The 27000-nt window shown below is 62.4% G+C and carries 26 protein-coding genes; 16 read left to right on the top strand and 10 right to left on the bottom strand.

Annotated elements, in window-relative coordinates; translation table 11 throughout:
* Complete coding sequence (locus DM813_RS10245) at positions 1-2937, bottom strand: aminotransferase (RefSeq protein WP_128323418.1); 2937 nt, start codon at positions 2935-2937, stop codon at positions 1-3.
* Here DM813_RS10245 and DM813_RS28425 point away from each other — a divergent pair.
* From DM813_RS28425 to DM813_RS10220, 6 genes are read left to right on the top strand one after another with little or no spacing between them, the layout of a single operon-like run.
* Positions 2887-3081: a hypothetical protein gene (locus DM813_RS28425; protein WP_164897226.1), complete on the top strand. Its 195-nt coding sequence runs from the start codon at positions 2887-2889 to the stop codon at positions 3079-3081. The genes DM813_RS10245 and DM813_RS28425 overlap by 51 nt on opposite strands.
* Before the next feature lie 31 nt (positions 3082-3112).
* A complete protein-coding gene (gene rfbB, locus DM813_RS10240; RefSeq protein ID WP_128323284.1) occupies positions 3113-4195 on the top strand; it encodes a dTDP-glucose 4,6-dehydratase in 1083 nt (360 codons plus the stop codon).
* 38 nt (positions 4196-4233) lie between these two features.
* Positions 4234-4779, top strand: a complete 546-nt coding sequence (gene rfbC / locus DM813_RS10235; RefSeq protein ID WP_128323283.1) for a dTDP-4-dehydrorhamnose 3,5-epimerase — start codon at positions 4234-4236, stop codon at positions 4777-4779.
* Between the two features lie 57 nt (positions 4780-4836).
* The gene (locus DM813_RS10230; RefSeq protein ID WP_128323282.1) at positions 4837-6651 is read left to right on the top strand and encodes a sensor histidine kinase; all 1815 of its coding nucleotides are present in this window, start codon (positions 4837-4839) and stop codon (positions 6649-6651) included.
* On the top strand, positions 6648-8060 hold the full coding sequence (locus DM813_RS10225; protein WP_128323281.1) for a sigma-54-dependent transcriptional regulator: 1413 nt from the start codon (positions 6648-6650) through the stop codon (positions 8058-8060). Before DM813_RS10230 ends, DM813_RS10225 begins: the two co-directional genes overlap by 4 nt.
* Positions 8057-8512, top strand: a complete 456-nt coding sequence (locus tag DM813_RS10220; RefSeq protein WP_128323280.1) for a YiiD C-terminal domain-containing protein — start codon at positions 8057-8059, stop codon at positions 8510-8512. The genes DM813_RS10225 and DM813_RS10220 overlap by 4 nt, the downstream gene beginning before the upstream one ends.
* On the opposite strand, the gene cysQ is transcribed toward DM813_RS10220, so the two are convergent.
* Entirely contained in the window at positions 8501-9328 is an 828-nt protein-coding gene (gene cysQ / locus DM813_RS10215) for a 3'(2'),5'-bisphosphate nucleotidase CysQ (protein WP_128323279.1), read from the bottom strand. The two genes, DM813_RS10220 and cysQ, sit on opposite strands and share 12 nt — an antisense overlap.
* Positions 9325-9891 (bottom strand): ADP compounds hydrolase NudE, encoded by a 567-nt coding sequence (gene nudE / locus DM813_RS10210; RefSeq protein WP_128323278.1) that lies wholly within the window; start codon positions 9889-9891, stop codon positions 9325-9327. Before nudE ends, cysQ begins: the two co-directional genes overlap by 4 nt.
* An 80-nt stretch (positions 9892-9971) precedes the next feature.
* Here nudE and yrfG point away from each other — a divergent pair, with 80 nt between their 5' ends.
* Positions 9972-10634 (top strand): GMP/IMP nucleotidase, encoded by a 663-nt coding sequence (gene yrfG / locus DM813_RS10205; RefSeq protein WP_128323277.1) that lies wholly within the window; start codon positions 9972-9974, stop codon positions 10632-10634.
* Positions 10635-10637: 3 nt separating this feature from the next.
* On the opposite strand, the gene lysM is transcribed toward yrfG, so the two are convergent.
* Positions 10638-11078 (bottom strand): peptidoglycan-binding protein LysM, encoded by a 441-nt coding sequence (lysM, locus tag DM813_RS10200; protein ID WP_128323276.1) that lies wholly within the window; start codon positions 11076-11078, stop codon positions 10638-10640.
* Positions 11079-11162: 84 nt separating this feature from the next.
* Between lysM and DM813_RS10195 the strand changes: the two genes are divergently transcribed.
* The 4 genes from DM813_RS10195 (at position 11163) to DM813_RS10180 (ending at position 15999) form a co-directional block, all read left to right on the top strand.
* A complete protein-coding gene (locus tag DM813_RS10195) occupies positions 11163-12050 on the top strand; it encodes a LysR family transcriptional regulator (RefSeq protein ID WP_128323275.1) in 888 nt (295 codons plus the stop codon).
* A gap of 92 nt (positions 12051-12142) precedes the next feature.
* A complete protein-coding gene (gene fdhD, locus DM813_RS10190; protein ID WP_128323274.1) occupies positions 12143-12979 on the top strand; it encodes a formate dehydrogenase accessory sulfurtransferase FdhD in 837 nt (278 codons plus the stop codon).
* On the top strand, positions 12976-15312 hold the full coding sequence (locus tag DM813_RS10185; RefSeq protein ID WP_128323273.1) for an FdhF/YdeP family oxidoreductase: 2337 nt from the start codon (positions 12976-12978) through the stop codon (positions 15310-15312). The genes fdhD and DM813_RS10185 overlap by 4 nt, the downstream gene beginning before the upstream one ends.
* Positions 15313-15522: 210 nt before the next feature.
* A complete protein-coding gene (locus tag DM813_RS10180; protein ID WP_197877452.1) occupies positions 15523-15999 on the top strand; it encodes a glycine zipper domain-containing protein in 477 nt (158 codons plus the stop codon).
* A 37-nt stretch (positions 16000-16036) separates the two neighbouring features.
* Here the strand turns inward: DM813_RS10180 and DM813_RS10175 are convergent, their stop codons facing one another.
* Positions 16037-16465, bottom strand: coding sequence for an acyl-CoA thioesterase (locus DM813_RS10175; protein WP_128323271.1), 429 nt, complete (start codon positions 16463-16465; stop codon positions 16037-16039).
* A 106-nt stretch (positions 16466-16571) separates the two neighbouring features.
* On the opposite strand from DM813_RS10175, the gene DM813_RS10170 reads away from it, so the two are divergent.
* Positions 16572-17066 carry a hypothetical protein gene (locus DM813_RS10170; RefSeq protein WP_241653161.1) on the top strand — a complete coding sequence of 165 codons (495 nt, stop codon included), beginning with the start codon at positions 16572-16574 and terminating at the stop codon, positions 17064-17066.
* A 32-nt stretch (positions 17067-17098) separates the two neighbouring features.
* Here DM813_RS10170 and DM813_RS10165 read toward each other — a convergent pair whose 3' ends face one another.
* The 3 genes from DM813_RS10165 to DM813_RS10150 form a co-directional block, all read right to left on the bottom strand.
* Complete coding sequence (locus tag DM813_RS10165) at positions 17099-18646, bottom strand: phosphoenolpyruvate carboxykinase (RefSeq protein ID WP_128323270.1); 1548 nt, start codon at positions 18644-18646, stop codon at positions 17099-17101.
* A 179-nt stretch (positions 18647-18825) separates the two neighbouring features.
* A complete protein-coding gene (gene hslO / locus DM813_RS10155) occupies positions 18826-19728 on the bottom strand; it encodes an Hsp33 family molecular chaperone HslO (RefSeq protein ID WP_128323269.1) in 903 nt (300 codons plus the stop codon).
* Between the two features lie 62 nt (positions 19729-19790).
* On the bottom strand, positions 19791-20192 hold the full coding sequence (locus tag DM813_RS10150) for an RNA-binding S4 domain-containing protein (RefSeq protein ID WP_128323268.1): 402 nt from the start codon (positions 20190-20192) through the stop codon (positions 19791-19793).
* Positions 20193-20335: 143 nt separating this feature from the next.
* On the opposite strand from DM813_RS10150, the gene DM813_RS10145 reads away from it, so the two are divergent.
* Complete coding sequence (locus tag DM813_RS10145; protein WP_128323267.1) at positions 20336-20818, top strand: ATP-dependent zinc protease family protein; 483 nt, start codon at positions 20336-20338, stop codon at positions 20816-20818.
* Positions 20815-21720, top strand: a complete 906-nt coding sequence (gene rimK, locus DM813_RS10140; protein WP_128323266.1) for a 30S ribosomal protein S6--L-glutamate ligase — start codon at positions 20815-20817, stop codon at positions 21718-21720. The genes DM813_RS10145 and rimK overlap by 4 nt, the downstream gene beginning before the upstream one ends.
* Before the next feature lie 3 nt (positions 21721-21723).
* On the opposite strand, the gene DM813_RS10135 is transcribed toward rimK, so the two are convergent.
* A complete protein-coding gene (locus DM813_RS10135) occupies positions 21724-23037 on the bottom strand; it encodes an ATP-binding protein (protein WP_028942310.1) in 1314 nt (437 codons plus the stop codon).
* A 126-nt stretch (positions 23038-23163) separates the two neighbouring features.
* On the bottom strand, positions 23164-23904 hold the full coding sequence (ompR, locus tag DM813_RS10130; RefSeq protein WP_128323265.1) for an osmolarity response regulator transcription factor OmpR: 741 nt from the start codon (positions 23902-23904) through the stop codon (positions 23164-23166).
* 241 nt (positions 23905-24145) lie between these two features.
* Between ompR and DM813_RS10125 the strand changes: the two genes are divergently transcribed.
* Positions 24146-26464 (top strand): Tex family protein, encoded by a 2319-nt coding sequence (locus DM813_RS10125; protein ID WP_128323264.1) that lies wholly within the window; start codon positions 24146-24148, stop codon positions 26462-26464.
* Positions 26464-26847: a PaaI family thioesterase gene (locus DM813_RS10120; protein WP_128323263.1), complete on the top strand. Its 384-nt coding sequence runs from the start codon at positions 26464-26466 to the stop codon at positions 26845-26847. Before DM813_RS10125 ends, DM813_RS10120 begins: the two co-directional genes overlap by 1 nt.
* Positions 26848-27000 lie beyond the last annotated feature (153 nt).

Below are 27000 nucleotides of genomic sequence, written 5' to 3'. Positions count from 1 at the left end.
TTAGAGCGTTTCTGACAACACCCGGTCGATGCTGTCGACGAAGTAGTCCACGCTTTCACGCGTGGTGCACATCGGCGGCTTGATCTTGAGGATGTTCAGGTAGTCGCCGGTAGGCTGCATGAAGATCCCCAGGTCGCGCAGGCGATTGCACAGGTAGGTGGTTTCTTCAGTGGCCGGCTCCAGCGTGCTGCGGTCGCGGACCAGTTCCAGGCCCAGGTAGAAGCCAGAGCCATGCACCGCACCGGCTAACGGATGTTTATCGACCAATGCCTGCAGGCGCGCTTTGAAGTGCCTGCCGACATCACGGGTGTTGTCCCACAAGCCCTCTTCATCCATTACATCGAGCACCGCCATGCCGATCCGGCAACTGACCGGGCTGCCGCCGGCGGACGAGAAGAAGTAGCCTTCCGCCTCCAGCGCCTCGGCGATTTCCCGGCGGGTGATGACCGCACCCAACGGCTGACCGTTGCCCATGCCCTTGGCCATGGTGATGATGTCCGGCATCACACCTTGTTGCTCGAAGCCCCAGAAGTACTCACCCAGCCGGCCGTAGCCGACCTGTACCTCATCGGCGATGCACACACCGCCGGCCGCCCGCACCTTGCCATAGACCTGTTGCAGGTAGCCCGTTGGCAGGGAAATACCGCCGGCGTTGCCGTACACCGGTTCGCAGATGAACCCGGCCAGCTGGCGCTGTTCAGCCGCCAGCGCATCCAGCTTGTCGTCGACATCGCGCATGTAGTCGGCACAGGTGTCGTCGCCGCGGTAGGCGCCACGGTAGGTGTTGGGCGCAACAACCGGATGCACCCACTCGGGCCGGGTACTCAGTGCCTGGGGGTTGTCGGCAATCGAGGTGGAGATCGCATCGGTAGCCACCGACCAGCCGTGATAAGCCTCCAGCACGCTGAGCATGTCGCGGCCACCGCTGTAGGCCCAGGCCAGGCGGATCGCCAGGTCGTTGGCTTCAGTTCCGCTGTTGACCAGATATACCCGGTCCATGCCTTCGGGGGCCAGCGCCAGCAGGCGCTCGGAAAACTCGGCAATCGCCGCGTAGTGAAAGCGCGAGTTGGTGTTGAGCAGCGACCATTGCCGCGCCGACTCCTGCACCATGCGTGGATGACCGTGGCCGAGTACCGCGACGTTGTTGAGCATGTCCAGGTAAGAACGCCCCTGCATGTCGATCAGGTAGTTGCGCCAGCCACGCTCGATATGCGGCGGCTGCTGGTAGTAGTGTTTCTGCGAGCGGGCAAAGCTGGCATCACGGCGCGCCAGCAACTGCGCGGCGTCAACCAGCGGCTCGGCCTCGCAGGCGAACCCCAGTATCGCCTGTGGCGACGGGCACACGGCCTGCCAGGCCGCCGCCCGGGACGGCACGACGAAAGCGGGCGGGCACAGCCCCGGAACACGGCACAGCTGGATGCTCAACAGCCCCGCACTGTGCCCCAGGCGCTGGCCCTGAGCGAGTTGCGCGCCTGACTCCGGCGTGTCGACCAGCCCACGCAGCCAGAGGCTGCATTGCTCGCCCTGCAAGCAACCGGCGCCCTCTGCGGTCTGCTGCCAGACGCCCGCCCACGGGGCTTGCAGCGCCGAGTTCGCAGGCACCTGCAGTTCTACGTGCAAAGCAAAGGTCTGCGGCTCTTGCGGGTTGTCGATGTGGGTCTTCGACAGTCGGTACTGCGCATACAGGGAGCAGGCAGCACCCTGCTCGCCCGCGTGCTCACGCAGCAATTGCTGGTCGATACCCGGCTGCTCCCAGTTGCCGGCCTGGAACAGCTCACTCAACACCCCCAGGTTCACGGGCGTCACTGCATCGGCCTGCAGGCCCGGCAACAGCGGCGCACTGCCTTGCAGCGTGAAATCAGGCAGCGCGTGGCCGGTGACCTGCAAGATCGCCGCTTCCATCAGTTCGAACGGCACACTGTTGGCGACGTCGAAAATCTCCCACTCATGTTTCAGGTTGTCACGAATGTACTGGTTGCCCGGATCGACGCTCAGTTGCTGCTCGCTGCTGAGCACCAGCACGCCAGCCCGGGCGACGATCAACGGCCAGAGCGCTTTGAGCTCGTTCGTCGTCAGCGGGTTGAGTGCATGGTAGGCCTGCACCGCAGGCAGGATGCGCAGCGGGTCGCCCTCGGCATGGTGCAGCAACGCTGCGCAGGTCACCGACAGGTCGGCAATCCGCCAGGTATGCACCAGGTCACCAAAGTCGATGACACCCTGCAACTGCCACTCACGCTGCTCGTCGCGTTGCCACACGGCATTGTCGTCGGTGATGTCCAGGTGCACCGCCTGCATCGGCAGCTGGCTGAGCAGGGGTTGCAAGCGCGCTTCTGCCTGGCCTGTGGCCGCCAGCAACTGCGTTTTGCGTGGCCCGTCGGCCAGCACTGGCAACAGGTGGGCGGTCAAGGCCGGGGCATGACGCGGGTCCCATTGCAGCGTGCGTTCAAGGCCTGGGTGACTGAATTCGGCCAAGGCCTGGTCAACCCGCGCGCACAGCCTGCCCAATTCGGCAATCAGTTCCGGCGCCATGTACTTCAAACGGGTCAGCGACTGGCCCTCGATGTATTCGAGCAAGCGCACGCGCAGGGCCTGCCCGTCTACTTCCAGCGCCAGCAACTGTGCGCCGGAGCCTGCACTGATAACCGCGGGTACCGGCACGCCACGCTCACGTAGGTAGCGCAGAGCCGCGTGCTGGGCTTCCAGCTCAACTTCGGCATAGCTGCCATGGCAGATCTTCAGGACATAGCGCCCTTGAGGACTGTCGACGCGAAAGTTCAGGTCTTGCTGGCTGCCCAATGGCTGCAATGAACCACTGAGCCCATACTGCTCCTGCAACACCCGCCGGGCTTGCGTTTCGCTTACATCGGGGCAGGGTTGGCTGGAGCGGTGGATCAAGGTACTGAGCGGCATGATGGACCTCATTTTTTTGTTGCTTATATCGCCACTGCTTTTGCTGAGAAGCAAGCACGGCAGGAAAAAAGCGATGAGCAACAAGGTCATGCCGCACCGGGCGGCCTGGGCGGGGCAATTTTTTTCCTTGCGCCTCTGCTGAAGACTGCCCGCAAGCTAGGCTTGAGTTGAACATCGCCAGCTTCACGAAAGGTTATTGGACATGCGCATTCTCATTACCGGCGGAGCCGGTTTCATCGGCTCGGCGCTCATTCGTCACCTGATCAACTCGACCGCACACGAGGTACTCAACCTCGACAAACTGACCTATGCCGGCAATCTGGAGTCGTTGACCAGCATTGCTACCGATACCCGCTACGAGTTCGTCCAGGCCGACATTGCTGACCAGGCGAATGTCAGCGCAGTGCTGCGGCGGTTCCAGCCCCACGCCATCATGCACCTGGCTGCCGAGTCTCATGTCGACCGCTCGATTGACGGCCCGGCGCAGTTCATTCAAACCAACATCGTCGGCACCTACGCTTTACTTGAAGCGACCCGTGCCTATTGGCTCACCCTGCCAGACGAGGAGCGTGCGACGTTCCGCTTCCACCACATCTCCACCGACGAGGTGTATGGCGACCTGCATGGCGTCGATGACCTTTTCACGGAAGCCACCCCGTATGCGCCAAGTTCGCCGTATTCGGCAAGCAAGGCTGCGTCCGACCACCTGGTGCGCGCCTGGCAACGCACTTATGGCCTGCCGGTGCTGCTCACCAACTGCTCGAACAACTACGGCCCCTTCCATTTCCCGGAGAAGCTGATTCCCCTGGTGATTCTCAATGCCCTGGCGGGCAAGCCACTGCCTGTGTATGGCAACGGCCTGCAGGTGCGCGACTGGTTGTTCGTCGAGGACCATGCCCGCGCCCTGCTCAAGGTAGTCACCGAAGGTACAGTAGGCGAGACGTACAACATTGGCGGGCACAACGAGCAGAAGAACATCGATGTGGTACGCAGCATCTGCGCGCTGCTTGAAGAACTGGCCCCCAACCGTCCGCAAGGCGTTGAACACTACGCAGACCTGATCACCTTCGTGCAGGACCGCCCCGGCCACGACCAGCGCTACGCCATCGACGCCGGCAAGATCGAGCGTGAGCTGGGCTGGGTTCCCGAAGAAACGTTCGCATCCGGCCTGCGCAAAACCGTGCAGTGGTACCTCGACAACCAGGAGTGGTGCCAGCGCGTACAAGATGGCAGCTATCAAGGCCAACGCCTTGGCGCCAGCGGCTTCAGCGATCTGATTGCATAACCCAGGGAAGCCCACTTCACACTGTGGGAAGCACAGCCATGAACGTCATTCCGACCCGTCTGCCCGGTGTATTGATTCTGGAACCCAAGGTATTTGAAGACACACGAGGCCTGTTCTACGAGAGCTTCAATGCCCGCACCTTTGCTCAGGAAACCGGTGTAACCACCGACTTTGTGCAAGACAACCACTCCGAGTCGCACCGCGGGGTATTGCGGGGGTTGCACTACCAGGTCGAAAACGCCCAGGCCAAACTGGTGCGCATCACCCATGGCGAAGTGCTGGATGTGGTTGTCGATGTGCGCCGTAGCTCTGCCACGTTCGGGCAATGGATCGCCCTTCGCCTGTCAGCAGCAAACCGGCGCCAGCTCTGGGTACCTGAAACCTTCGCCCATGGTTTTCTGGTGCTCAGTGACCGGGCCGAGTTCCTGTACAAGACCACCACTTACTTCAACCCGTCAGCCGAACGCTGCATTCGCTGGGATGATCCGGACCTGGCTATCGACTGGCCACTTGAAGGGCCGCCAATATTGTCGGCCAAGGATCAACAAGGCCAGTGGTTCAGAGACTCCGAGCTGCTGCCCTGAGCAGCCTTGCCACGGGAACTAGCGCATAATGCGCCAGTACTTTCTGGCCCAGTTGCGATGACCATGATTCCACCTCTTCCCCGCCGCCCTCGCTGGCGCAGCTTGGCACTGCTGGCGATTTGCCTGGCGCCGCTGCTCTGGCCTTTGCAGCACCTTGCCAAACACTATTACCAGCAAGAACTGGCCGGGCAGAACCGCCAGACCCAGGACCTGTACGTCGCCAACTTGCTGGGCATTCTGCACCGCTATGAAACCCTGCCGCAGATTCTTGGCGACTTGCCCGCCCTGCGTGCCGTGCTGGCTGACCCGCTACGCCTGGAAAGCCTGACCAACGCCAACCGCCTGCTCAAAGACATCGCCACCCAGACGGGTGCCGAAGTCATGTACCTGATGGACACCAAGGGCAACACCCTGGCGGCATCCAACTGGGACAAGCATGACAGCTTTGTCGGCCGCAACTTTGCCTACCGGCCTTACTACACCGAAGCCATTGCCGGGCGCCTGGGGCGCTTTTTCGGCCAGGGCACGACCTCGGCCAAACGCGGCTATTTCTTTGCCGCTGCCGTGCATGATCGTGAACAGATAATCGGTGTACTGGTGGTCAAGGTCGACCTCGACCACACCGAGAACCTGTGGGGCAAGACGCCCGAACAGCTGTTGGTTACCGACCACAATGGTGTAGTAATCCTCACCTCGCGTCCTGACTGGCGTTTTCGCGCCACGCGCCCGCTGACCGATGCCGAGCGTGAGGCGATTGTCGCGATCCGGCTCTACCCGACACAAACACCGCAACCACTGAATCTCAACACCGATGCCTGGCTGATCCAGACACAGGACATCGAGGAGACTGGCTGGCAAGTCAGCATCCTTGCCCCGCGCACCCTGATTGACCGCTCGGTAAATACCGTATTGGCCATCGGTGCCGCAGCCTTGCTGGTACTGATGCTGTTGCTCGGTCTGATGATGCAGCGTCGGCGCCATTACATCGAGCGCATCGACTTCGAGGCGCACGCCCGCCATGAGCTGGAAAAGCGCGTAATGGAACGCACCGCCGACCTCGAGGGCCTGAACAGTCGCCTGAAAGACGAGGTGCTGGAGCGTGAGCAGGCCCAGCAGGAACTGGTACGCGCCCAGGACGAACTGGTCCAGGCCGGAAAACTGTCAGTGCTGGGAACCATGTCGGCAAGCATCAGCCACGAGCTCAACCAGCCCCTCGCGGCGATACGCAGTTACGCCGAAAACGCCGAGATTCTCCTCGACCACCAGCGCACCGATGACGCCCGCAGCAACCTCAAGCTGATCAGCGAGCTGACCGGGCGCATGGCCTCGATCATCGCCCACCTGCGCGCCTTTGCCCGCCGCGACCGCCATGCGCCGGAAAGTGTCGCGCTGCAGCCGGCGCTGGATGACGCCCTGGCCTTGCTGGCCAAACGCCGACGGGCCATGGCCGTGGACCTGGTACGCGACCTGCCGGATGCCACGCTGTGGGTCCAGGCCGGTGAAACCCGCTTGCGCCAGGTGCTGGGTAACCTGCTGGCCAACGCCCTCGATGCCCTGACCGAAAAAGCCAACCCACGCAAACTCTGGTTAAGTGCCGAACAGCGCGAGGGCTACGTCTACCTGTACATTCGCGACAATGGCCCGGGCTTTAGCAGTGAAGCGCTGACCCGCGCCCGCGAACCGTTTTTTACCACCAAGACGCGCACCCAGGGCCTTGGCCTGGGCCTGGCAATCTGCGACACCTTGATGCGTGCCCTGGGCGGCGAACTGCTGCTCGGCAACCACCCTGAAGGCGGCGCACTGCTGACCCTTAAACTGCGCGTCGCCACCCCAGGCGCCAACCTGCAACCTCCGGAGGACACATCGGCATGACCACCGAGCCGCTCATCGACAGCCGTGTACAGGTGATACTGGTCGATGACGACCCGCACCTGCTCCAGGCCCTGAGCCAGACCCTGGATCTTGCCGGTCTGAAAGTCCTGCCCCTGAGTGACGCGCAGAATCTGGCCGGGCGCATTGAACACGACTGGCCCGGCGTGGTGGTCAGCGACATCCGCATGCCGGGCATCGACGGCCTGCAACTGCTCCAGCAGGTACACGCCCGGGACCCGGAGTTACCGGTGCTGCTGATCACCGGTCACGGCGACGTACCGTTGGCAGTTCAGGCCATGCGCGCCGGTGCCTATGACTTTCTTGAAAAACCGTTTGCCAGCGACGCCCTGCTCGACAGCGTGCGCCGTGCCCTGGCCCTGCGCCGCCTGGTGCTGGACAACCGCAGCTTGCGCCTGGCCCTGAGCGACCGTCAGCAGCTGAGCGCCCGCCTGGTCGGCCAGTCAGCGCCCATGCTGCGCCTGCGCGAGCAGATTGGTGCCCTGGCCGGTACCCGTGCCGATGTACTGATCCTCGGTGAAACCGGCGCCGGCAAGGAAGTTGTCGCCCGCGCCCTGCATGACCTGTCGAGCCGACGCGACGGCCCGTTCGTGGCCATCAACGCCGGTGCCCTGGCCGAATCGGTGGTCGAAAGTGAACTTTTCGGCCACGAACCGGGGGCCTTCACTGGCGCCCAGAAGCGTCGCATCGGCAAATTCGAGTTCGCCAACGGCGGCACGCTGTTCCTCGATGAAATCGAAAGCATGAGCCTGGATGTACAGGTCAAACTGCTGCGCCTGCTGCAGGAGCGGGTGGTTGAACGCCTCGGCGGAAACCAGCAGATCCCGCTGGATATCCGCATCATCGCCGCCACCAAGGAAGACCTGCGCCAGTCCGCTGATCAAGGGCGCTTTCGGGCCGACCTGTACTACCGGCTGAATGTTGCACCCTTGCGCATCCCGCCGCTGCGCGAGCGTGGCGACGACATTCTGGTGTTGTTCCAGCATTTCGCTGGCGAAGCCAGCGAACGTCATGGCCTGCCGGCCAACAGCCTGCAGCCGGCGCAACGCGCACTGTTGCTGCGCCACACCTGGCCGGGCAACGTGCGCGAGCTGCAGAACGTCGCCGAGCGTTTCGCCCTGGGCCTGGAACTGGCCCTCGATGGCCAGGCCCCGGAGCCGTCTCAACCACAAGCGGTCACAGTCGGCAGCGGCAACCTCAGCGAGCAGGTGGAACACTTCGAACGTTCACTGATTGCCGCAGAACTGGCCCAACCGCACAGCTCGATGCGCAGCCTGGCCGAAGCCCTGGGCATACCCCGCAAGACCTTGCACGACAAACTGCGCAAGCACGGCCTGAGCTTCGCCGACAGTAACGCCAGCACTGACGACCTAGAGGAGAACCGCCCATGACCACGGACAGCCACTACCTGGAATCGGTGCTGCACGGAGACATCCCGCTGACCCGCGAAATGGGTTTGCAGGTGCTCGACTGGCAGCAGCAAACCCTGCGCCTGCAACTGCCGCTGGCGGCCAACGTCAACCACAAGAGCACCATGTTTGGCGGCAGCCTGTACTGTGCGGCGGTGCTGGTGGGTTGGGGGTGGCTGCACCTGCGCCTGCGCGAAGCAGGCATCGACGATGGTCACATCGTCATTCAGGAAGGGCAGATCAGTTATCCGCTACCGGTGACCGGTGCAGCAATCGCCATGTGCCAGGCGCCAGAGGAAAAAGTCTGGGAACGCTTCGTTGCCACCTACCAGCGCCGCGGCCGGGCACGCCTTAATCTGCATACGCAGGTCAACAACGCCGGCAGTGATGAGGCCGCTGTACTGTTCAGCGGCCAGTACGTGTTACATCGTTGAGGCCAGCTGCAACAGCTTGCCGCGCCACGGCGCGGCGGCCGGCAACGCCAGGAAAAACGGGTTGAGCAACGACTCACGCGGCGGGTAGGTAAAGGCCTGGCCATCCAGGCCGAGCACCTCGCCGCCAGCCCCTTCCAGCACCCCTTGCGCTGCAGCGGTGTCCCACTGCGAGGTTGGCGCCAGTCGCGGGTAGCAATCTGCCGTACCTTCGGCCAGCAGGCAGAACTTCAGCGAACTGCCAATGTTGGCCAGCGCCAGCTCACCCACGGCGGCGCTAAGGCCGGCCAGCAGGGCTTCTTGCTGCGGGCTGGAATGACGACGGCTGGCGACCACGGTAAAGGCCGAGCCGGCGGCCGGGGCCTGACGTACTTGAATGGCCCGGGCCTGGCCATCGGCCTCTTCCAGCCAGGCACCAAGCGCGCTGCCGCCGTAGTAGCAACGGCCAGTGGTGGGAATGGCCACCACGCCGAACACCACCCGCCCCTGCTCGACCAGCGCGATGTTGACGGTGAACTCTTCTGTCCCGGCGATAAACTCCTTGGTGCCATCAAGCGGATCGACCAGCCACCAGCGCGTCCACTGCTGGCGTTCAGCCAGGGCAATGCCGCAGTCTTCTTCCGACAGCACCGGAATCTCGGGAGCCAACATCTGCAGGCCCTTGGCAATCACTTCATGGGCGGCCAGGTCGGCCGCAGTAACTGGCGACTCATCGGCCTTGGTGGTCACGGCTACATCCGCACGCCAGAACGGCAGGATGGCGGCGCCCGCCTGACGCGCCAGCTCGACTACCTGTTGCATCAACTGCTGGTCACTCATGCGCTGAAGACTCCGCGCTGGGTCAGCAGGTCACGTACCAGGTACAGCGCCGCCAACGCTCGGCCTTCGGAAAACTGCGGGTGTTGGGCCAGGGCCGAAAGCTCGCGCAGGCTGACCTTGTCGACCCGCATCGGCTCCGGCTCGTCGCCTTCCAGCCGCTCTTCGTACAGGTCCGAGGCCAGCACCACCTGGATCTTCTGGCTCATGTAACCCGGCGACAACGACAGCTCGGTCAAGTGTTCAAGCTGGCGCGCACCGAAGCCGGCTTCCTCCTTGAGTTCGCGGTTGGCGGCTGCCAGCACGTCTTCGCCCGGCTCGATCAAGCCTTTGGGCAGCGACAGCTCGTACTCATCCGTGCCACCGCAATATTCCTCGACCAGCACCGCATGCTCGGCATCGAGCATCGCCACGATCATCACCGCACCGTAGCCATTGCCGCGCCCTACCAGCCGCTCATAGGTGCGCTCGTTGCCGTTGGCAAAGCGCAGTTGCACGGCTTCAACCCGAAACAGGCGGCTGCTGGCGACAATCTCGCGAGAAAGGACGGTGGGTTTCTGGCGCATGGGGCGGCTCCTTGGCATGAACGGGTTACTATACCGTGGCTTGCCCGGCCGCTGCTGCCCTGACTGTCCGAGAATTTCATATGCCCGTTTTAGCCTGGTCCACCATCGACACCGTTCTGCTGGACATGGACGGCACACTGCTCGACCTGCATTTCGACAACCACTTCTGGCTAGAGCACCTGCCGCAGCGCTACGCCGACCTGCACGGCATCAGCCGGGCCATGGCCGAGCTCGAGTTGCAACCGTTGTTCGAGCAGAACGCGGGCTCGTTGAACTGGTACTGCCTGGATTTCTGGAGCCGCGAACTCAACCTGCCGATTCGCGAGCTGAAGCTGGAAACCGCCCACCTGATTGCCTTGCGCCCGGATGCCGATACGTTTCTTCAGGCGATCAAGCAGGCCGGCAAGCGGATCATCCTGATCACCAACGCGCACCGCGACTCGCTGTCACTGAAACTGGAAAAGGTGCAGCTGGCACCGTATTTCGAGCGGTTGATCAGCTCCCACGACTACGGTTTCCCCAAGGAGAATCCACAGTTCTGGGAAGCGCTGCAGGCCGATATCGGTTTTGCTCCAGAACGCAGCCTGTTTATCGACGACACCTTGTCGATCCTGCGCAGCGCCCGCGACTTCGGCGTGGCGCACCTGCTTGCGGTGCGCCAGCCGGACAGCCGCAAAGGGCCACGTGATACCGAGGAGTTCGCCGCCGTTGAGGACTACCGGGCACTGCTCGAAGGGCTTTGAGGCTTACTCGGGGATGCGCAGCGTCTGGCCCGGGTAGATTTTATCCGGGTGGCTGAGCAGTGGCTTGTTGGCCTCGAAGATCTTGTTGTACTGGTTGGCGTTGCCGTACACCGCCAGGGAAATGGCACTCAGCGTGTCGCCTTTTTTCACTACAACAAAGCGTGCTGCCGCTACAACCGGGCCGGTAACGGTGATCTGATCGTCCACCGTGGCCACACCGGCAATGTTGCCCAGGGCCAGCAGGATCTTCTCCTTCTCTTCCTGGCTGGCCACTTCACCGGTGACGGTAACCTTGTCGCCCTCCACCGTGGTCTGCACGTTCGGATTACCCAGCCCGACCTTCGCCACGTGGTCCTTCAACTGCTCGCTGGCATTGGCATTACCTGGGGTCAACAGGTCGACGATTTTCTCGCCGGCTTCTTTGATGAAACTGAAAATGCTCATACCGCTCTCCTTGGTGTTGAATCTCGGAGCCTGGAGTCTAGGACAGGTTAGAATGCTGCGCCTGCTTTGTGCCGAGGAGCGACGATGGACATCAAACAACTCAAATTCCTCATCGCCCTGGATGAAACCCGCCACTTCGGCCAGGCCGCCGCCCGCTGCCACGTGACCCAGCCCACCCTGTCGATGCGCCTGCGCAACCTGGAGCAGGAGCTGGACCTGGCCCTGGTCAACCGCGGCCAGCGCTTTGAAGGGTTCACCGCGCAAGGTGAACGCGTGCTGGCCTGGGCACGCTCGGTCATCGCCGCCTACGACGGCCTGCAGGCCGAAGCCGCCGCCTGTCGCGGGCACCTGGTCGGCAACTTGCGCCTGGGCGTGGTGCCGCTGTCGAGCTTTGATCCGATGCCCCTGCTGCAACGCCTGCACCAACGTCACCCGGACCTGAACTTTGAACTCAGCGCGCTGAGTTCCGAGCAGATCCTCGAGCAGCTCAGCAGCAATCGCCTGGACCTCGGCGTGTCCTACCTCGAACGGCTCGACAACGAGCGATTCCAGTCCCTGCCGCTGGGCGAAACGCGCCTGGGCCTGCTGTATGACCCGGCGCACTTTGCTTTCGACGAGCAACCGTTGAGCTGGCAGGCCGTAAGCGCGCTGCCACTGGGATTGCTCACCGCCGGCATGCACTTTCGCCAGTCGATCGATCACAACTTCAACAGCCGCAGCCTGCAACCGCGCCTGGTGGTACAGACCGACGCCGTCCATCAGCTGGTCCAGGCCGTCAGCGGTGGCCTGTGTTGCGCGATCATGCCAGTGGCGGCGGGCCTTGAAGTGCTGACCGAGCGGTTGCGCCTGCAGCCGATCGAACAGGCCAGCACACTGGCTCCCTTGGGCCTGATCATGCGCCGTACGGCGCCACGCTCAGCCCTGGCCGAAGCCTGCCTGGCCGAATTTCAGGCGATGCAAAGCGATGCGTGATCGACGCCATCTATCACGGCATCAGGATTAGCGATTAGACGATACCCGAGCGCCAGCCTAGGCTTAAATCAGACTAGCCGCCGGTATCTCTGATGAGCACAAAACCTCCGGCCTGCGCAGCGTCCGTCCCCCTGACTGCGCCCGCGGCCAGCAACCGCTATGACTACAGCCAACTGACCGATGACAGCCAGGCCAGTACCGCGCTGGCCGAAGAAGTCGCCCTGGCCATTGCCTACAACGGCATCAACCAGGCGGTGATGCTGGTCAGCCCGACGGACCTTGAAGACTTCATCGTCGGTTTCAGCCTGGGCAGCGGCATCATCGCCTCGCCTGACGAGATCTACGACCTCAAACTCAATAGCCGCGACAGCGCCATCAGTGCCGAGGTGGAAATCGCCAGCCGGGCGTTCTGGAACCTCAAGAACCAGCGCCGACAACTGGCCGGTACCAGTGGCTGCGGCCTGTGCGGGGTCGAAGCCCTGGAGCAGGCCCTGCCCGAGCTCAGTGTGCTGCCTGGCGCACCACTGCCGCCGGCGCACTGGCTCGACGGCCTGCGCCAACGCATCGATGCCTTCCAGCCGCTGGGCCAGCATTGCGGTGCCGTGCATGCCGCCCTGTTCATGAACAACCAGGGCGAACTGCTGCTTGGCCGCGAAGACATTGGCCGGCATAACGCGCTGGACAAGCTGATCGGCGCCCTGCTGCGCCAGCACATCAGCCTTGATGGCGGCCTGGCGATTGTCACCAGCCGCTGCAGCCTGGAGTTGATCCAGAAAGTCCTGCGGGCCGGCATCCAGACCCTGGTCAGCCTGTCGTCCCCCACCGGCCTGGCCCTGCAATGGGCACGCCGACATAACCTCAACCTGATCCATTTGCCTAAGCACAGTGCACCACGGGTTTTCAGCCCCGTGCTGGAGAATCCATCGTGAGCCTGCATCACCAAGCCGACCAAAAGCCCGTACCCCGCTACAAGCCTTACCATGGCGCCGCTGGCGGCTGGGGGGCGCTACGCAGCGTGGCCCAGGCCTGGATCGGCAGCGACAACGCCCTGAAGAACATTCGCGCCCTGCTCAAAACCAACCAGAACGGCGGGTTCGACTGCCCGGGCTGCGCCTGGGGCGACTCGCCGGAAAGCGGCATGGTCAAGTTCTGCGAGAACGGCGCCAAGGCAGTGAACTGGGAAGCCACCAAACGCCGTGTCGATGCGGCTTTCTTTGCGCGCCACAGTGTCACCTCACTGTTGACCCAAAGTGACTACTGGCTTGAGTACCAGGGGCGCCTGACCGAACCGATGGTTTACGAACCGAGCACCGACCGTTACCGGCCGATTGACTGGGACGCAGCGTTCGCGCTGATCGCCGAGCACTTGCACGCGCTGGAAAGCCCGGACCAGGCCGAGTTCTACACCTCGGGCCGGGCCAGCAACGAAGCGGCCTACCTGTATCAGCTGTTCGTGCGCGCCTATGGCACCAACAACTTCCCGGACTGCTCGAACATGTGCCACGAGGCCAGCGGTGTCGCCCTGAGCCAGAGTGTCGGGGTCGGCAAGGGCACCGTGACCTTTGACGATTTCGAACATGCCGACGCCATTTTCGTCTGGGGCCAGAACCCCGGCACCAACCACCCACGCATGCTTGAGCCACTGCGCGAAGCGGTCAAGCGTGGCGCCCAGGTGGTGTGCATCAACCCGCTCAAGGAACGCGGCCTGGAGCGTTTCCAGCACCCGCAGCACCCACTGGAGATGCTCACCAACGGCGACCGCCCAACCAATACGGCGTATTTCCGCCCGGCACTGGGTGGCGACATGGCGGTGCTGCGCGGCATGGCCAAGTACTTGCTGCAGTGGGAACGTGAAGCCCAGGCCAGCAACGCCCCGGCAGTGTTCGACCATGACTTCCTCAACCAGCACACCCAGGGTGTGCTCGATTATCTGGCGGCCGTGGACGACACGCCTTGGGCACACATCGAGGCCCAGTCCGGCTTGAGCCTGGCTGAAATCGAGCAGGCCGCGCGGATGTACTGCAAGGCCGAAAAAGTCATCATGTGCTGGGCCATGGGCATCACCCAGCACCGTCACTCGGTGGCGACCATCCAGGAAATCGCCAACCTCATGCTGCTGCGCGGCAACCTCGGCGCACCGGGTGCCGGCCTGTGCCCGGTACGCGGCCACAGCAACGTGCAGGGCGACCGCACCATGGGCATCAACGAGCGTCCGCCGGTGGCCTTGCTCGACGCTCTGGAGCGGCGCTTCCAGTTCCAGGTGCCGCGCCACAACGGCCACAACACCGTCGAGGCGATCGGCGCCATGCTTGCCGGCAAAGCCAAGGTATTCATTGCGCTGGGCGGCAACTTTGCCCAGGCGACACCCGACACCGAACGTACCGCCCAGGCCCTGCGCAGTTGCGAACTGACGGTACAGATCAGCACCAAGCTCAACCGCAGCCACTTGATGCACGGCAAGCAGGCACTGATCCTGCCGTGCCTGGGTCGAACCGACATTGATATGCAAAGCGAAGGCCCGCAAGCGGTCACGGTGGAAGACTCGTTCAGCATGGTCCATGCCTCCAACGGCCAGCTCAAGCCATTGTCGCGGCAAATGCGTTCAGAGCCTGCGGTGATTGCCGGGATCGCGGCGGCGACGCTGGGTCCGAAACCCGTCGACTGGCAGTGGCTGGTGGCTGACTACGGACGCATTCGCGACCTGATCGCCGACACCATTCCAGGCTTCGCTGACTTCAATCAGCGCCTGGAACACCCCGGTGGCTTCTACCTGGGCAGCAGCGCTGGTCAACGGCAATGGAAAACCGCCAGCGGTCGCGCCAATTTCAAAGCCAATGCCCTGCCGGATGACCTGCTGCACGAACGCGTGCGGGCGACCGGGCAGGTACCGGACCTGATCATGCAGTCGATGCGCTCGCACGATCAGTACAACACCACCATCTACGGCCTCGACGACCGCTACCGTGGGGTCAAGGGGCAACGCGACGTGCTGTTTGTGAACGAGGCCGACATCATTCGCCTGGGCTTTCATCCGGGGCAGAAAGCCGACATCGTGTCGCTGTGGAGTGATGGCTGTGAACGCAGGGTCAAGGGCTTCACCTTGCTGGCGTTCGACATTCCGGCCGGGCAAGCCGCTGCCTACTACCCGGAGGTCAATCCGCTGGTGCCGCTGGAAAGTGTCGGCGATGGCAGCCACACGCCGACCTCGAAATTCGTTGCGATCAAACTGGAAGCGGCCAGCGACAATGCCAGAATCCTCTGACAGAATACTTGGCTAACGCGCACAAAAAAGGCCCTGAAAGTGATCTCAGGGCCTTGTCTCAAGTAAGCTCAGACAGCCAAAAATCAAGAAAGTTTCACAGCTAAAACAGTAACTTAGAGAATTGTGTACAACTCGTGTTACTCGTCGGATTTCCATTGCCAGCCCCCTCCTCCAGCCTCAGGATCGCCTCGTCATCCTTATGAGGCTCTCTTGATGAAGTACTCCTCGATTCTGTTGTTGTCCCTCAGCCTGCTCAGTGGCGTTGCCTCAGCAGGTGGCACCACCGAAGCCGGCATCGGCGGCGCATTGGGTGGGGTACTGGGCTCAGTGGTCGGTAACTCGATCGGTGGCAGCACCGGCTCCACGATCGGCGCAGGCCTCGGCGGCGCGGCAGGCAGTGCCGTAGGCGCGAACAAGCACAGCCGCGGCGAAGCGGCCATCGGTGGCGCCCTGGGCGCAGCCGGCGGTAACGCGATCGGCCGCAGCGTCGGTGGTACCACGGGTGGTTACATGGGTGCAGCCGCAGGCGGCGGTGCCGGTGGTGCCCTGGGTAACTACATGGGCAAAGAAGCCGACAAAGAAGACCGTCACTACAGCAACCGTGGCTACGACGACCGTCGCTACTACCGTGACCGTGGTCACCACTACGGCCACCGCAAGCACAAGAAGCACTGGCGTCACCGCTAAGCGCAGCGTAACCCACGCCCCGCTTGCGTCATGAGACTCAGCCCTGCAGGCGCAGCAATGCCGCCTGCAGTGGCGCTGACAGTGACGCAGGTTGCCCCGAACTACGCTCGACAAACACCTGCACCACCTTCCCCGCAGCACACAGATGCTGCTCACCGACCTGAAACAGGCCTAGCTGATACTCCACCGTGCTGCCGGCCAGGCGGGTAACCCGCAAGCCGACTTCCAGGGTGTCAGGAAACGCCGGCAAGGCAAAAAAGTCCGCTGCCGAACTCACCACGAACCCCAGCACTTCCCCTTCCTGCAGATCCAGGCCAGCCTGCTGCTGCAAAAACGCCTGAATGGTCGTCTCGAAGTAGCTGTACACCGTGGCACCGGCGATATGCCCGTTGAGGTCGTTGTCTTGCCAGCGCGTGAGTACGGGCTGCAGATGGGGAAAGTCGTGACGTTGGGGCATTTCGGACATGGTTGGCCTCTGCTCTCAGTTGCAATATGAGAGGAAGCTTCCCACAAACACTTCAGAAGGCCTACAGTTGCAATCAACTATAGATTGCATAGCATGGGTTGATTGAATGAAACCGATACACACCCCGATGCCGACTCATCAGATTGATCATTCGCACTTGACCCAAGTAGCCGGTACGGATCGCATCAATGCTACGCACATCGTTGGCCAGCCGGGTGGCTGGGCGGTGCAGATTTGCATCGACGAGCAGGAGCATATCCTGACCGCACAACGCAGCGGCAACGCCCGGCTTTTCAAGAGTCTCGAAACACTGGTCGGCTACCTGCAAGCGTTGGGTATCGAGTACTTCGAGGTCGACACATCTGGCTATGACCCTCAACTGCGCAAGACCTACCAGCGCCCAGACCGCGCTCAGGCTCTCAAGCGGGCACATGAAGCTGCCGCTTATGAGACCTGGTTCAATGCCCAGATCGAGGCCAGCCTCCAGGACCCAACGCCAGTGACAACTGATGAGGAGGCCCGTCGGCTGTTTGCCGCCCGCCGTGCAGCTCTCAATGGCCATGAACCTAAGAACAAACCGATAACAAAAAGCCGCCCCTGAGGGCGGCTTTTTAGTTTCGCGCTAGCTACAGCTTACAGCTGTGGGCCAGCCGCCTTAATGGCGTCGGAAACTTCGAACTTCTTGAAGTTCTCGATGAACAGCTTGGCCAGGGCCTTGGCGGCTTCATCGTACGCAGCCTGGTCAGCCCAGGTGTTGCGCGGGTTCAGCAGGACGGTATCAACGCCTTCAACGGCTTTTGGCACGTCGAGGTTGATGATGTCCAGGTGCTCGGTCTCGGCACCGACCAGCGCGCCGCTCTGGATCGCTGCGATCACTGCACGGGTGGTCGGAATGTTGAAGCGCTTGCCGACGCCGTAGCCACCACCGGTCCAGCCGGTGTTGACCAGGTAGACCTTGGAGTTGAAGCCATTGATACGCTTGATCAGCAGCTCAGCGTACTCACCAGCAGGACGCGGGAAGAACGGCGCGCCGAAGCAGGTGGAGAAGGTCGACTTGATGCCGCCGCCCGAACCCATTTCGGTGGAACCGACCAGCGCGGTGTAGCCGGACAGGAAGTGGTAGGCCGCTTGTTCGTTGTTCAGGATCGAAACCGGTGGCAGCACGCCAGTCAGATCGCACGTCAGGAAGATAACGGCGTTAGGCTCCCCACCCAGGTTCGCTTCCGAACGCTTGGCAACGTGCTCCAGCGGGTAGGCGGCGCGGCTGTTCTGGGTCAGGCTGACATCGGCGTAGTCGGCGTGCTTGGCATCGTCGATCACGACGTTTTCCAGCACCGCGCCGTGCTTGATGGCTTTCCAGATGACCGGCTCGTTCTTCTCGGACAGGTCGATGCACTTGGCGTAGCAGCCGCCTTCCATGTTGAAGACAACGCCTTCGCCCCAACCGTGCTCGTCGTCACCGATCAGGTAACGGCTTTCGTCAGCCGACAGGGTGGTCTTGCCGGTACCCGACAGACCGAAGAACAGGGTGACATCGCCTTCTTCGCCGATGTTGGCAGCGCAGTGCATTGGCAGCACGTCAGCAGCCGGCAGCAGGAAGTTCTGCACCGAGAACATGGCTTTCTTCATTTCGCCGGCATAACGCATACCTGCGATCAGCACTTTCTTCTGGGCGAAGTTGAGGATCACGCAGCCATCGGAGTTCGTGCCATCACGCTCTGGCACGCACTCGAAGTTGGCGACGTTGAGGATTTGCCACTCGCCGCGCGAAGCCGGGTTGTACTGGCCTTGCTCCGGGTTGATGAACAGGCAACGACCGAACAGGTTCTGCCAGGCAGTCTGGGTGGTCATTTTCACCGGCAGGTAGTGCTCGGCGGCGGCGCCTACGTGAACGTAGGAAACGAAATGCTCTTGAGCGTTGTTGAACGCTTCGACGCGGTCCCACAGGGCATCGAACTTGTCGGCCGGGAACTTGCGGTTGATCGGGCCCCAGGCGATGGCGTCCTGAGTGGACGGCTCTTCGACGATGAAACGGTCAACCGGCGAACGACCGGTGCGGTGACCAGTTTTCACGACCAGCGCGCCAGTATCGGCCAGCTCGCCTTCACCGCGGTTCAGCGCTTCTTTTACCAGCTCATCGACGCTCAGGTCGGTGTACACGGTGTTGTTGGCTTGCGTCATGAGATTCCCCATCCGGCCTGCGGCCGAGTGCTCCAAACGTTTTGTAGTAGAGCTTTGAAAACTACTACAGCGAAAAAAGTGGCCGGATTATGCCAGAAACGCCCAAAAAAAGTAGGGCCCTCCTGTCAGAACGGCGCTTTTACGGCGTTAGACAGGAGATTTACCTGTGATGAAACGTTTTAGTGCCGAGTATCTGACGGTGCGTTTACACCGCCACCGGCGAACAATTGCTCGATATCGGCGGCGTCGAACACGTAGTGCTGGTTGCAGAACTGGCAATCGACCTCGATCTTGCCGCCATGTTCATTGACCAGCGCCAAGGCGTCCTGTTCACCGAGGCTGACAAGGGCGTTGGCAGAACGCTCCCGCGAGCAGCTGCAACGGAAGTGCAGCGGCTGGATGTCGAACAGGCGCACGGCATCCTCGTGGTACAGGCGATGCAACATGGTTTCGTTGTCCAGGCCCAGCAGTTCCTCGGCTTTCACCGTGTTGGCCAGGGCTTTCACGTGGCTCCAGCTTTCTTCGCGCTCTTCGATGTCCTTCTGGCGGTCGGCGGGCAACTGCTGCACCAGCAGACCACGGGCACGCAGGCCGTCGGCGGCGAGAGTAATGCAGGTATTGATCTGCTGGGACATGACGAAATAGTTGGTGAAACATTCCGACAGGTCCTTGCCGTCCAGCTCCACGGTGCCCTGGTAGCGCTGACCGTTGACCGGAATGATGGTCAGGACCAGGTGCCCGCCAGGCATCAGGTCGGCAAGCGTTGCATCATCCTGGATCTGCTCGGCCACATAGCGTGCCAGGCCGCGAATTTCGTGTTCGCTGGTGCACTCGATGGCCAGCAGCGGCACCGGGCCGCTCGACTGTGCCTGAAGAATCAACAGGCCATCGAACTTGAGGGTGCCGACCAGCAGCGCAGCCGCCGCCATCAGCTCGCCGAGCAACTGCGCAACGGGCTGCGGGTACGGGTGCTTGGCCAGCACTTCGGCGTAGCTACGCTCCAGCCCGACCATTTCACCGCGAACATCGCGGTCGTCGAAGAGGAAACGTTGGGTGTAATCGGTATCCGGCAATTCAGACATGGGTTCGGGTTTTCGCGTAAATGAGTTAATGGCGCCTAGTTTATCAGTGCGCCCCGCCCCCGTTAACCAGCGCTGTCGTGAAGCTGGTGGAGCTGGCGCCGTTGTTTCTTGGTCGGCCGACCGTCGGTCGTCACGCCCAAGGCACCCGCCTTGCGCAGGGCAGCCGCTTTCTCGCGCTTTTCGACGCTTTCGGCCGTTTCCTCATAGAGTACCTGGGCCTCGGGCGCGCCACGGCGCACCACCGACAGCGCCCTGACCACCACCGTGCGCTCATCAAAGCCGGTGCGCAAGACGAACTCGTCGCCGATGCGCGGCTCTTTGCCCGGCTTGCAGCGTTCACCCCGGCAATGCACCTTGCCACTTTCGATCGCCGTTTTGGCCAGTGCGCGGGTCTTGTAGAAACGCGCCGCCCACAGCCATTTGTCCAGACGAACCTTGTCGTCCTCTTCGGGCTTTTGTGCCATGACATTTCCCCGCATTTTTTCGTTAACCGAACTGTACTACCGTATCTGGCGGATGCAAAAAAACCGCCGCGTGCTTACAGTTCACCGACCTGTCGTGCACGCCGGATTTTCGGCCTGACGACTTCCTACGCTGGTTGAGCATTTTGAAGACATTTGACCATTTGACTGTGATTGGCCTGCGCGAGTGGGTAGCCTTGCCCGACCTGGGCGTGGCCGGTCTGCGCGCCAAGATCGACACCGGCGCCAGTACCTCGAGCCTGCATGCCACCGAAGTCGAGCCCTTCGAGCGTAACGGCGAGCCCTGGGTGCGCTTCAACGCTCACCTGGGCTCCGTGGTGCAGTTGCGTCACCGGCGCTGCGAAGCGCCGCTGGTGACCATGAAAACCATCAAGAGCTCCAACGGCCAGGCCCAGACCCGCTATGTGATCCGAACGCCACTGGCGCTGGGTGACAGGGTCTGGGAGGTCGAATTCACCCTGGCCTGCCGCAAGGCCATGCGCTATCGCCTTTTACTCGGCTCCAAAGCCCTGATCCATGGCCAGTTGGTGGTCAACCCGGGGCTCAAGTATGTTCAGGACAAGCCGGCATTCCCGGCCACTATTTCTCCTTTCACAGGTGTTGCATGAAGATCGCCGTGCTGTCGCGTAACCCGCGTCTGTATTCCACTCGTCGTCTGGTTGAAGCCGGAACCGCACGAGGCCATGAGATGGTCGTGATCGATACCCTGCGCGCCTATATGAACATTGCCAGCCACAAGCCGCAGATCCACTACCGCGGCAAGCCGCTGGAAGGCTTTGATGCGGTCATCCCGCGCATTGGCGCCTCGGTCACCTTCTATGGCTGCGCCGTGTTGCGCCAGTTCGAAATGATGGGCGTGTTCCCGCTCAACGAGTCGGTGGCCATTGCCCGCTCCCGCGACAAGCTGCGCTCGCTGCAGCTGCTGTCACGCCGTGGTATCGGCCTGCCGGTGACCGGCTTTGCACACTCACCGGACGACATCCCCGACCTGATCCAGATGGTCAACGGCGCACCGCTGGTGATCAAGGTGCTCGAAGGCACCCAAGGCATCGGCGTGGTGCTGTGCGAAACCACCAAGGCAGCTGAGTCTGTGATCGAGGCCTTCATGGGCCTGAAGCAGAACATCATGGTTCAGGAGTACATCAAGGAAGCCGGTGGCGCGGACATCCGCTGCTTCGTGGTAGGCGACAAGGTCATTGCCTCGATGAAGCGCCAGGCCAAGCCAGGCGAGTTCCGCTCCAACCTGCACCGTGGCGGCACCGCCAGCCTGATCAAGATCACCCCGGAAGAACGCATGACCGCCATTCGCGCGGCCAAGGTCATGGGCCTGAGTGTGGCAGGTGTGGACATCCTGCGTTCCAATCACGGCCCGCTGGTGATGGAGGTGAACTCCTCGCCCGGCCTTGAAGGCATCGAAGTCACCACCACCAAGGACGTGGCCGGGATGATCATCGAACACCTGGAAAAGAACGGCGGGCCAAACCTGACCCGCACCAAAGGCAAAGGCTAGCGCTTACACCGCGTCACGCGGCAGCAGTAACCCCAACGGCAGGCGCACGCGGGCTTCCAGCCCGCCACCGGAGCGGTTGCGCAACTCGACATTGCCGCCGTGCTGGGCGGCAATGCGCTTGACGATCGCCAGCCCCAGCCCCGTGCCCTTGCCACTGCGGGCACGGTCGCCACGAATGAACGGGTTGAAAATACCTTCCAGTTCGTTCGGGTCGATGCCCGCCCCACGGTCCAGCACACTGAGCACCACATAGGGCGCGCTGCTGTCGCCGGAGACATACGCCGCCACCTCGACGCCTTTGCCCGCATGGTAAAGGGCGTTGCCGATCAGGTTGTTCAGCAGCCGCTTGAGCGACACCCGGCGAAGCGGGAACGGCGGAATCGGCTCAAGACACAGGCGCACCCGCTCTTCGGGCTGGTTGAAGGGCGCCACCACTTCACGCACCAGATCGCTCAGGTCGACCTGCTCCACCGGCTCGTCGCGCCCATCGCGGATAAACGCCAGGAACTGGTCGAGGATGGCGTCCATGTCTTCGATGTCGCGCACCATGTCGTCGGTCAGGTCGCTTTCATTGGCCAGCAACGACAGCGACAGGCGCAGGCGCGTCAGGGGTGTGCGCAGGTCATGTGAAACGCCCGCAAGCATCAGCTCCCGCTCGCGTCCGGCCTGTTCGACATCCTCGGCCATCTGGTTGAAGGCGCGGTACACCTCGGTCATCTCGCTGGGCGTATCGCTGATCGGCAGCCTGACGCTGCGCCCCTGCCCCAGTTGCCGGGCAGCAAACACCAGACGTTTGAGCGGCTGATTGAGCTGGCGCACAAAGATCCACGCCGAGGCTGTGGACAACAGCCCGATGGCCAGGAACCAGCCCAGTACACTCCAGATTTTCTGGCCACGTAGAGGGTGCGGGTACAGCGGTACCTTCAGCCAGCCATCACCCAGGCTTGGCGCCCGCACCCACAGCGCGGGCGGCGCGTGAATGCGCAGGCGCACCTCGGTGTCAGCACCCAGCTCCGCCTGCATCTGACGCTGGTAGATTTCGCTGTAGGGCCAGTGCTGCTCACCCTCCGGTACACCGGAGCCCACCACCCGGATCAACCCGGCAGCTTCGGCAATCTTGTCACGATCGGATTCGTCGGCCGCCCAGTAGGCGCGCAGGGTCAAGGCTACGCCGTGGCTGTACTGGCGATCGACCAGCACGTCTTCGTTCATCAGCAGGTAAACCAAGGTCAGCGCCTTGGAAAACAGCACGACGATCAGCACCAACCAGAGGGTGCGGGCGAAGAAGCTTTGCGGAAACCACAGGGGCGTTTTCATCGACAACGGCTACACACTTTGCAGGAACGAGCATGGCTCGCAGGCTTTGCGGACTTCGCACACGCAAAAACAGGGCTACCCGAAGGTCCGCCCTGTTTGTAGTGGCTGACGCCTACAAACGAAACATCACTTGCCGGCATTGCCATCCGGTACGAACACGTAACCAACACCCCAGACCGTCTGGATATAGCGCGGCTTCGACGGGTCGGGTTCAATCATGCGCCGCAGGCGGGAAATCTGAACGTCGATGGAGCGCTCCAGCGCATCCCACTCGCGGCCACGGGCCAGGTTCATCAGCTTGTCGCGGGTCAACGGCTCGCGGGCATGCATGACCAGGGCCTTGAGCACCGCGAACTCACCGGTGGTGAGCATGTGCACTTCTTCGCCGCGCTTGAGTTCACGGGTCGCCAGCGACAGCTCGTAGTCACCGAAGGTGACGGTTTCGTCTTCACTGCCCGGTGCACCCGGCACCGTGGGGGCCTGGCGACGCAGCACGGCCTTGACCCGCGCCATCAGCTCGTCAGGGTTGAACGGCTTGGCCAGGTAATCGTCAGCACCCAGTTCCAGCCCTTTGATCCGGCTCAGTTCATCGCCCTTGGCGGTGAGCATGATGATCGGGATCTGGTTGTTCGCCGCACGCAGGCGCCGACAGGCGGTCAGGCCGTCTTCGCCAGGCAGCATCAGGTCAAGGACCACCAGATTGAATACTTCGCGGGCCAGCAGGCGGTCCATCTGCTCGGTATTGGGCACGGCACGGGCGCGATAACCCTTGCTGGTGAAGAAACGTTCCAACAGGCTGCTCAAGCCCGGGTCGTCATCGACGATGAGAATTTTTTCGCCTTCAGCGGTTTGTGCAGTGCTGCTCATTGATAACTCCTCTAATCTCGGCACGCATTATGGCTTAGCCGCCATTGACCGTGCCGTGTGCATTGTTAGCAGATTTTTCCCTGTGCGCCAGTTCGACCCGGTCGATAGCTGGCGCGCTGCTATCACCGCAACCTGTTTGCACTGGGTATAATGCGCCGCTTTCAGCCAGCGCCGCACTGACCCGAGCGCCCTATTGGCGCCCGTCCGCGGCCTTTGTCATCACACTATGTCAGGTGGTTTTATGGACAGCATCAACAGCCGCATCGCCGAAGAACTCGGCGTCCGCCCGCAACAGGTCGAAGCGGCCGTGGCCCTGCTTGATGAAGGCTCGACGGTGCCTTTTATCGCCCGTTACCGTAAAGAAGTGACCGGCAGCCTGGATGACACGCAGCTGCGCCATCTGGAAGAACGCCTGCGCTATCTTCGCGAGCTGGACGAGCGCCGCGTCAGCATCCTGGCCAGCATCGAAGAGCAAGGCAAACTGACCCCGGAGCTGGCCCGCGAGATCAAACTGGCCGACACCAAGACCCGCCTCGAAGACCTCTACCTGCCTTACAAGCAAAAGCGCCGCACCAAGGGCCAGATCGCCCTGGAAGCCGGCCTGGGCGAGCTGGCTGACGGCCTGTTCAACGACCCGCAGCTGAGCCCCGAGGTTGAAGCGGCGCGTTTTGTCGACGCCGAGAAAGGCGTGGCCGACGTCAAGGCAGCCCTTGAAGGCGCCAAGTACATCCTGATGGAGCGCTTTGCCGAAGACGCGAGCCTGCTCGACAAACTGCGCAGTTTCCTCAAGCAGGAAGCCGTGCTCAGCGCCCGCCTGGTGGCTGGCAAGGAAGAAGAAGGCGCCAAGTTCCGCGACTACTTCGAACACGACGAACTGCTCAAAAGCGTGCCATCGCACCGTGCCCTGGCCATTTTCCGTGGCCGTAACGAGGGCGTTCTGGCCGCCTCGCTGAAAGTCGGCGAAGAGCTGCCCGGCACCTTGCACCCGTGCGAACTGATGATCGCCGAACGTTTCGGCCTGAAGAACCAGAACCGTCCAGCCGACAAATGGCTGGCCGAGGTGGTGCGCTGGACCTGGAAGGTCAAGCTCTACAGCCACCTGGAAACCGACCTGTTCGGCGAATTGCGCGACAACGCCGAAGGCGAGGCCATCAACGTCTTTGCCCGCAACCTGCACGACCTGCTGCTGGCTGCACCAGCCGGCCCGCGCGCGACCCTGGGACTTGACCCGGGCCTGCGCACCGGCTGCAAGGTGGCGGTGGTCGATGCCACCGGCAAACTGCTCGACACCGCCACGGTTTACCCGCACGTGCCAAAAAACCAGTGGGACCAGACCATCGCTGTCCTCGCCGCCCTGTGCGCCAAGCATTCGGTTGAGCTGATTGCCATCGGCAACGGTACCGCCAGCCGCGAGACCGACAAACTGGCCGCCGAGCTGATCAAAAAATACCCAGCCCTGAAAATGACCAAGATCATGGTCTCCGAAGCCGGTGCTTCGGTGTACTCGGCCTCGGAACTGGCAGCCCGCGAGTTCCCGGACCTGGATGTGTCGATTCGCGGCGCGGTCTCCATTGCCCGCCGCCTTCAGGACCCTCTGGCCGAACTGGTGAAGATCGATCCGAAGTCCATCGGTGTCGGCCAGTACCAGCACGATGTCTCGCAGCTCAAACTGGCGCGTGGCCTGGATGCTGTCGTCGAGGACTGCGTGAACGCCGTCGGCGTCGACGTCAACACCGCTTCGGTCGCGCTGCTGGCTCGCATTTCCGGCCTCAACAGCACCCTGGCGCAAAACATCGTGGCGCACCGTGACGCCAACGGCGCGTTCAAAACCCGCGCGGCGCTGAAAAAAGTCAGTCGCCTGGGCGAAAAGACCTTTGAACAGGCCGCAGGCTTCCTGCGCGTGATGAACGGCGACAACCCGCTGGATGCTTCGGCCGTTCACCCGGAAGCCTATCCGCTGGTTCAGCGCATCGCCGCCGACACAGACCGCGACATCCGCTCGCTGATTGGCGACAGCGGCTTCCTCAAGCGTCTGGACCCGAAGAAGTTCACCGACGAATCCTTCGGCTTGCCGACCGTCACCGACATCCTTCAGGAACTGGACAAGCCTGGCCGCGACCCGCGTCCGGAGTTCAAGACCGCCGAGTTCCAGGAAGGCGTCGAAGACCTCAAGGACCTGCAACTGGGGATGATCCTCGAAGGCGTGGTCACCAACGTCACCAACTTTGGTGCTTTCGTCGATATCGGCGTGCATCAGGACGGCCTGGTGCATATCTCCGCGCTGTCGGAGAAATTCATCAAAGACCCGCGTGAAGCGGTGAAAGCCGGCGACGTGGTCAAGGTCAAGGTCATGGAAGTCGACATCCCGCGCAAACGCGTTGGCCTGTCGATGCGCATGAGCGATACACCGGGCGAGAAAGTCGACGGTGCGCGTGGCAGCCGCCCGGGTTCGGCACCGCGCCAGCAAAGCGCTGCGCCGCGCGTCAAGGACACCGCGCCACCGGCCAACAACGCCATGGCCGCCCTGTTCGCCAACGCCAAGCAGATGAAGAAGAAGTGATGGAAGCTTCGCAAGAAGTAGTCCTCAGCGCCTTCAGCGAACTGCTCGGCTGCCAGTTGCAACGCCTGGAGTCAGGCGTTGCAGAGATGACCCTGGCCCTGGAGCCGCACCTGCGCAACCGCGGCGGCAAAATGCATGGCGGGGTGATCTTCAGCCTGGTCGACACCGCCATGGGCCTGGCCTGCTCCAGCGCCCATGGTTTCGACCAGCAGAGCGTGACCCTGGAGTGCAAGATCAACTACCTGCGCGCGGTCAGCGACGGTGAAGTGCTGTGCATTGCCCGGGTGTTGCACGCCGGGCGGCGTACACTGGTGGTCGACGCCGATGTACGCCAGGGCGACAAACTGGTCGCCAAGGCTCAGGGAACCTTCGCCATCCTCTAGCGGCCAGTAGCCAATTTGCGATACTTTCGGCAGAGCGCGGGCACTGCCGGAAGCCGGCCAATACCAGGCGACAACGCCAGTTCCTCTGTCCACCCTTGTAGACCGTCAACTCCACCCCCATATTGGGGCGACTGACGCGTGAAGGAATCCATC

The organism is Pseudomonas alkylphenolica (assembly GCF_004025535.1).
Taxonomy (GTDB): domain Bacteria; phylum Pseudomonadota; class Gammaproteobacteria; order Pseudomonadales; family Pseudomonadaceae; genus Aquipseudomonas; species Aquipseudomonas alkylphenolica_A.
The sequence above is the reverse complement of the archived record's forward strand: the minus strand, read 5'-3'. Positions and strand labels throughout refer to the sequence as shown.

What these genes read in the sequence shown, in the direction of transcription:
- cysQ (WP_128323279.1), bottom strand. Translation starts at nt 9,328, where the DNA reads ATGAGTGACCAGCAGTTGATGCAACAGGTAGTCGAGCTGGCGCGTCAG.
- rfbC (WP_128323283.1), top strand. Translation starts at nt 4,234, where the DNA reads ATGAACGTCATTCCGACCCGTCTGCCCGGTGTATTGATTCTGGAACCC.
- DM813_RS10135 (WP_028942310.1), bottom strand. Translation starts at nt 23,037, where the DNA reads ATGAAAACGCCCCTGTGGTTTCCGCAAAGCTTCTTCGCCCGCACCCTC.
- hslO (WP_128323269.1), bottom strand. Translation starts at nt 19,728, where the DNA reads ATGTCTGAATTGCCGGATACCGATTACACCCAACGTTTCCTCTTCGAC.
- lysM (WP_128323276.1), bottom strand. Translation starts at nt 11,078, where the DNA reads ATGAGCATTTTCAGTTTCATCAAAGAAGCCGGCGAGAAAATCGTCGAC.
- yrfG (WP_128323277.1), top strand. Translation starts at nt 9,972, where the DNA reads ATGCCCGTTTTAGCCTGGTCCACCATCGACACCGTTCTGCTGGACATG.
- DM813_RS10125 (WP_128323264.1), top strand. Translation starts at nt 24,146, where the DNA reads ATGGACAGCATCAACAGCCGCATCGCCGAAGAACTCGGCGTCCGCCCG.
- DM813_RS10225 (WP_128323281.1), top strand. Translation starts at nt 6,648, where the DNA reads ATGACCACCGAGCCGCTCATCGACAGCCGTGTACAGGTGATACTGGTC.
- DM813_RS10195 (WP_128323275.1), top strand. Translation starts at nt 11,163, where the DNA reads ATGGACATCAAACAACTCAAATTCCTCATCGCCCTGGATGAAACCCGC.
- DM813_RS10230 (WP_128323282.1), top strand. Translation starts at nt 4,837, where the DNA reads ATGACCATGATTCCACCTCTTCCCCGCCGCCCTCGCTGGCGCAGCTTG.
- rimK (WP_128323266.1), top strand. Translation starts at nt 20,815, where the DNA reads ATGAAGATCGCCGTGCTGTCGCGTAACCCGCGTCTGTATTCCACTCGT.
- fdhD (WP_128323274.1), top strand. Translation starts at nt 12,143, where the DNA reads ATGAGCACAAAACCTCCGGCCTGCGCAGCGTCCGTCCCCCTGACTGCG.
- DM813_RS10165 (WP_128323270.1), bottom strand. Translation starts at nt 18,646, where the DNA reads ATGACGCAAGCCAACAACACCGTGTACACCGACCTGAGCGTCGATGAG.
- DM813_RS10170 (WP_241653161.1), top strand. Translation starts at nt 16,572, where the DNA reads ATGAAACCGATACACACCCCGATGCCGACTCATCAGATTGATCATTCG.
- DM813_RS10220 (WP_128323280.1), top strand. Translation starts at nt 8,057, where the DNA reads ATGACCACGGACAGCCACTACCTGGAATCGGTGCTGCACGGAGACATC.
- nudE (WP_128323278.1), bottom strand. Translation starts at nt 9,891, where the DNA reads ATGCGCCAGAAACCCACCGTCCTTTCTCGCGAGATTGTCGCCAGCAGC.
- DM813_RS10150 (WP_128323268.1), bottom strand. Translation starts at nt 20,192, where the DNA reads ATGGCACAAAAGCCCGAAGAGGACGACAAGGTTCGTCTGGACAAATGG.
- rfbB (WP_128323284.1), top strand. Translation starts at nt 3,113, where the DNA reads ATGCGCATTCTCATTACCGGCGGAGCCGGTTTCATCGGCTCGGCGCTC.
- DM813_RS10120 (WP_128323263.1), top strand. Translation starts at nt 26,464, where the DNA reads ATGGAAGCTTCGCAAGAAGTAGTCCTCAGCGCCTTCAGCGAACTGCTC.
- ompR (WP_128323265.1), bottom strand. Translation starts at nt 23,904, where the DNA reads ATGAGCAGCACTGCACAAACCGCTGAAGGCGAAAAAATTCTCATCGTC.
- DM813_RS10175 (WP_128323271.1), bottom strand. Translation starts at nt 16,465, where the DNA reads ATGTCCGAAATGCCCCAACGTCACGACTTTCCCCATCTGCAGCCCGTA.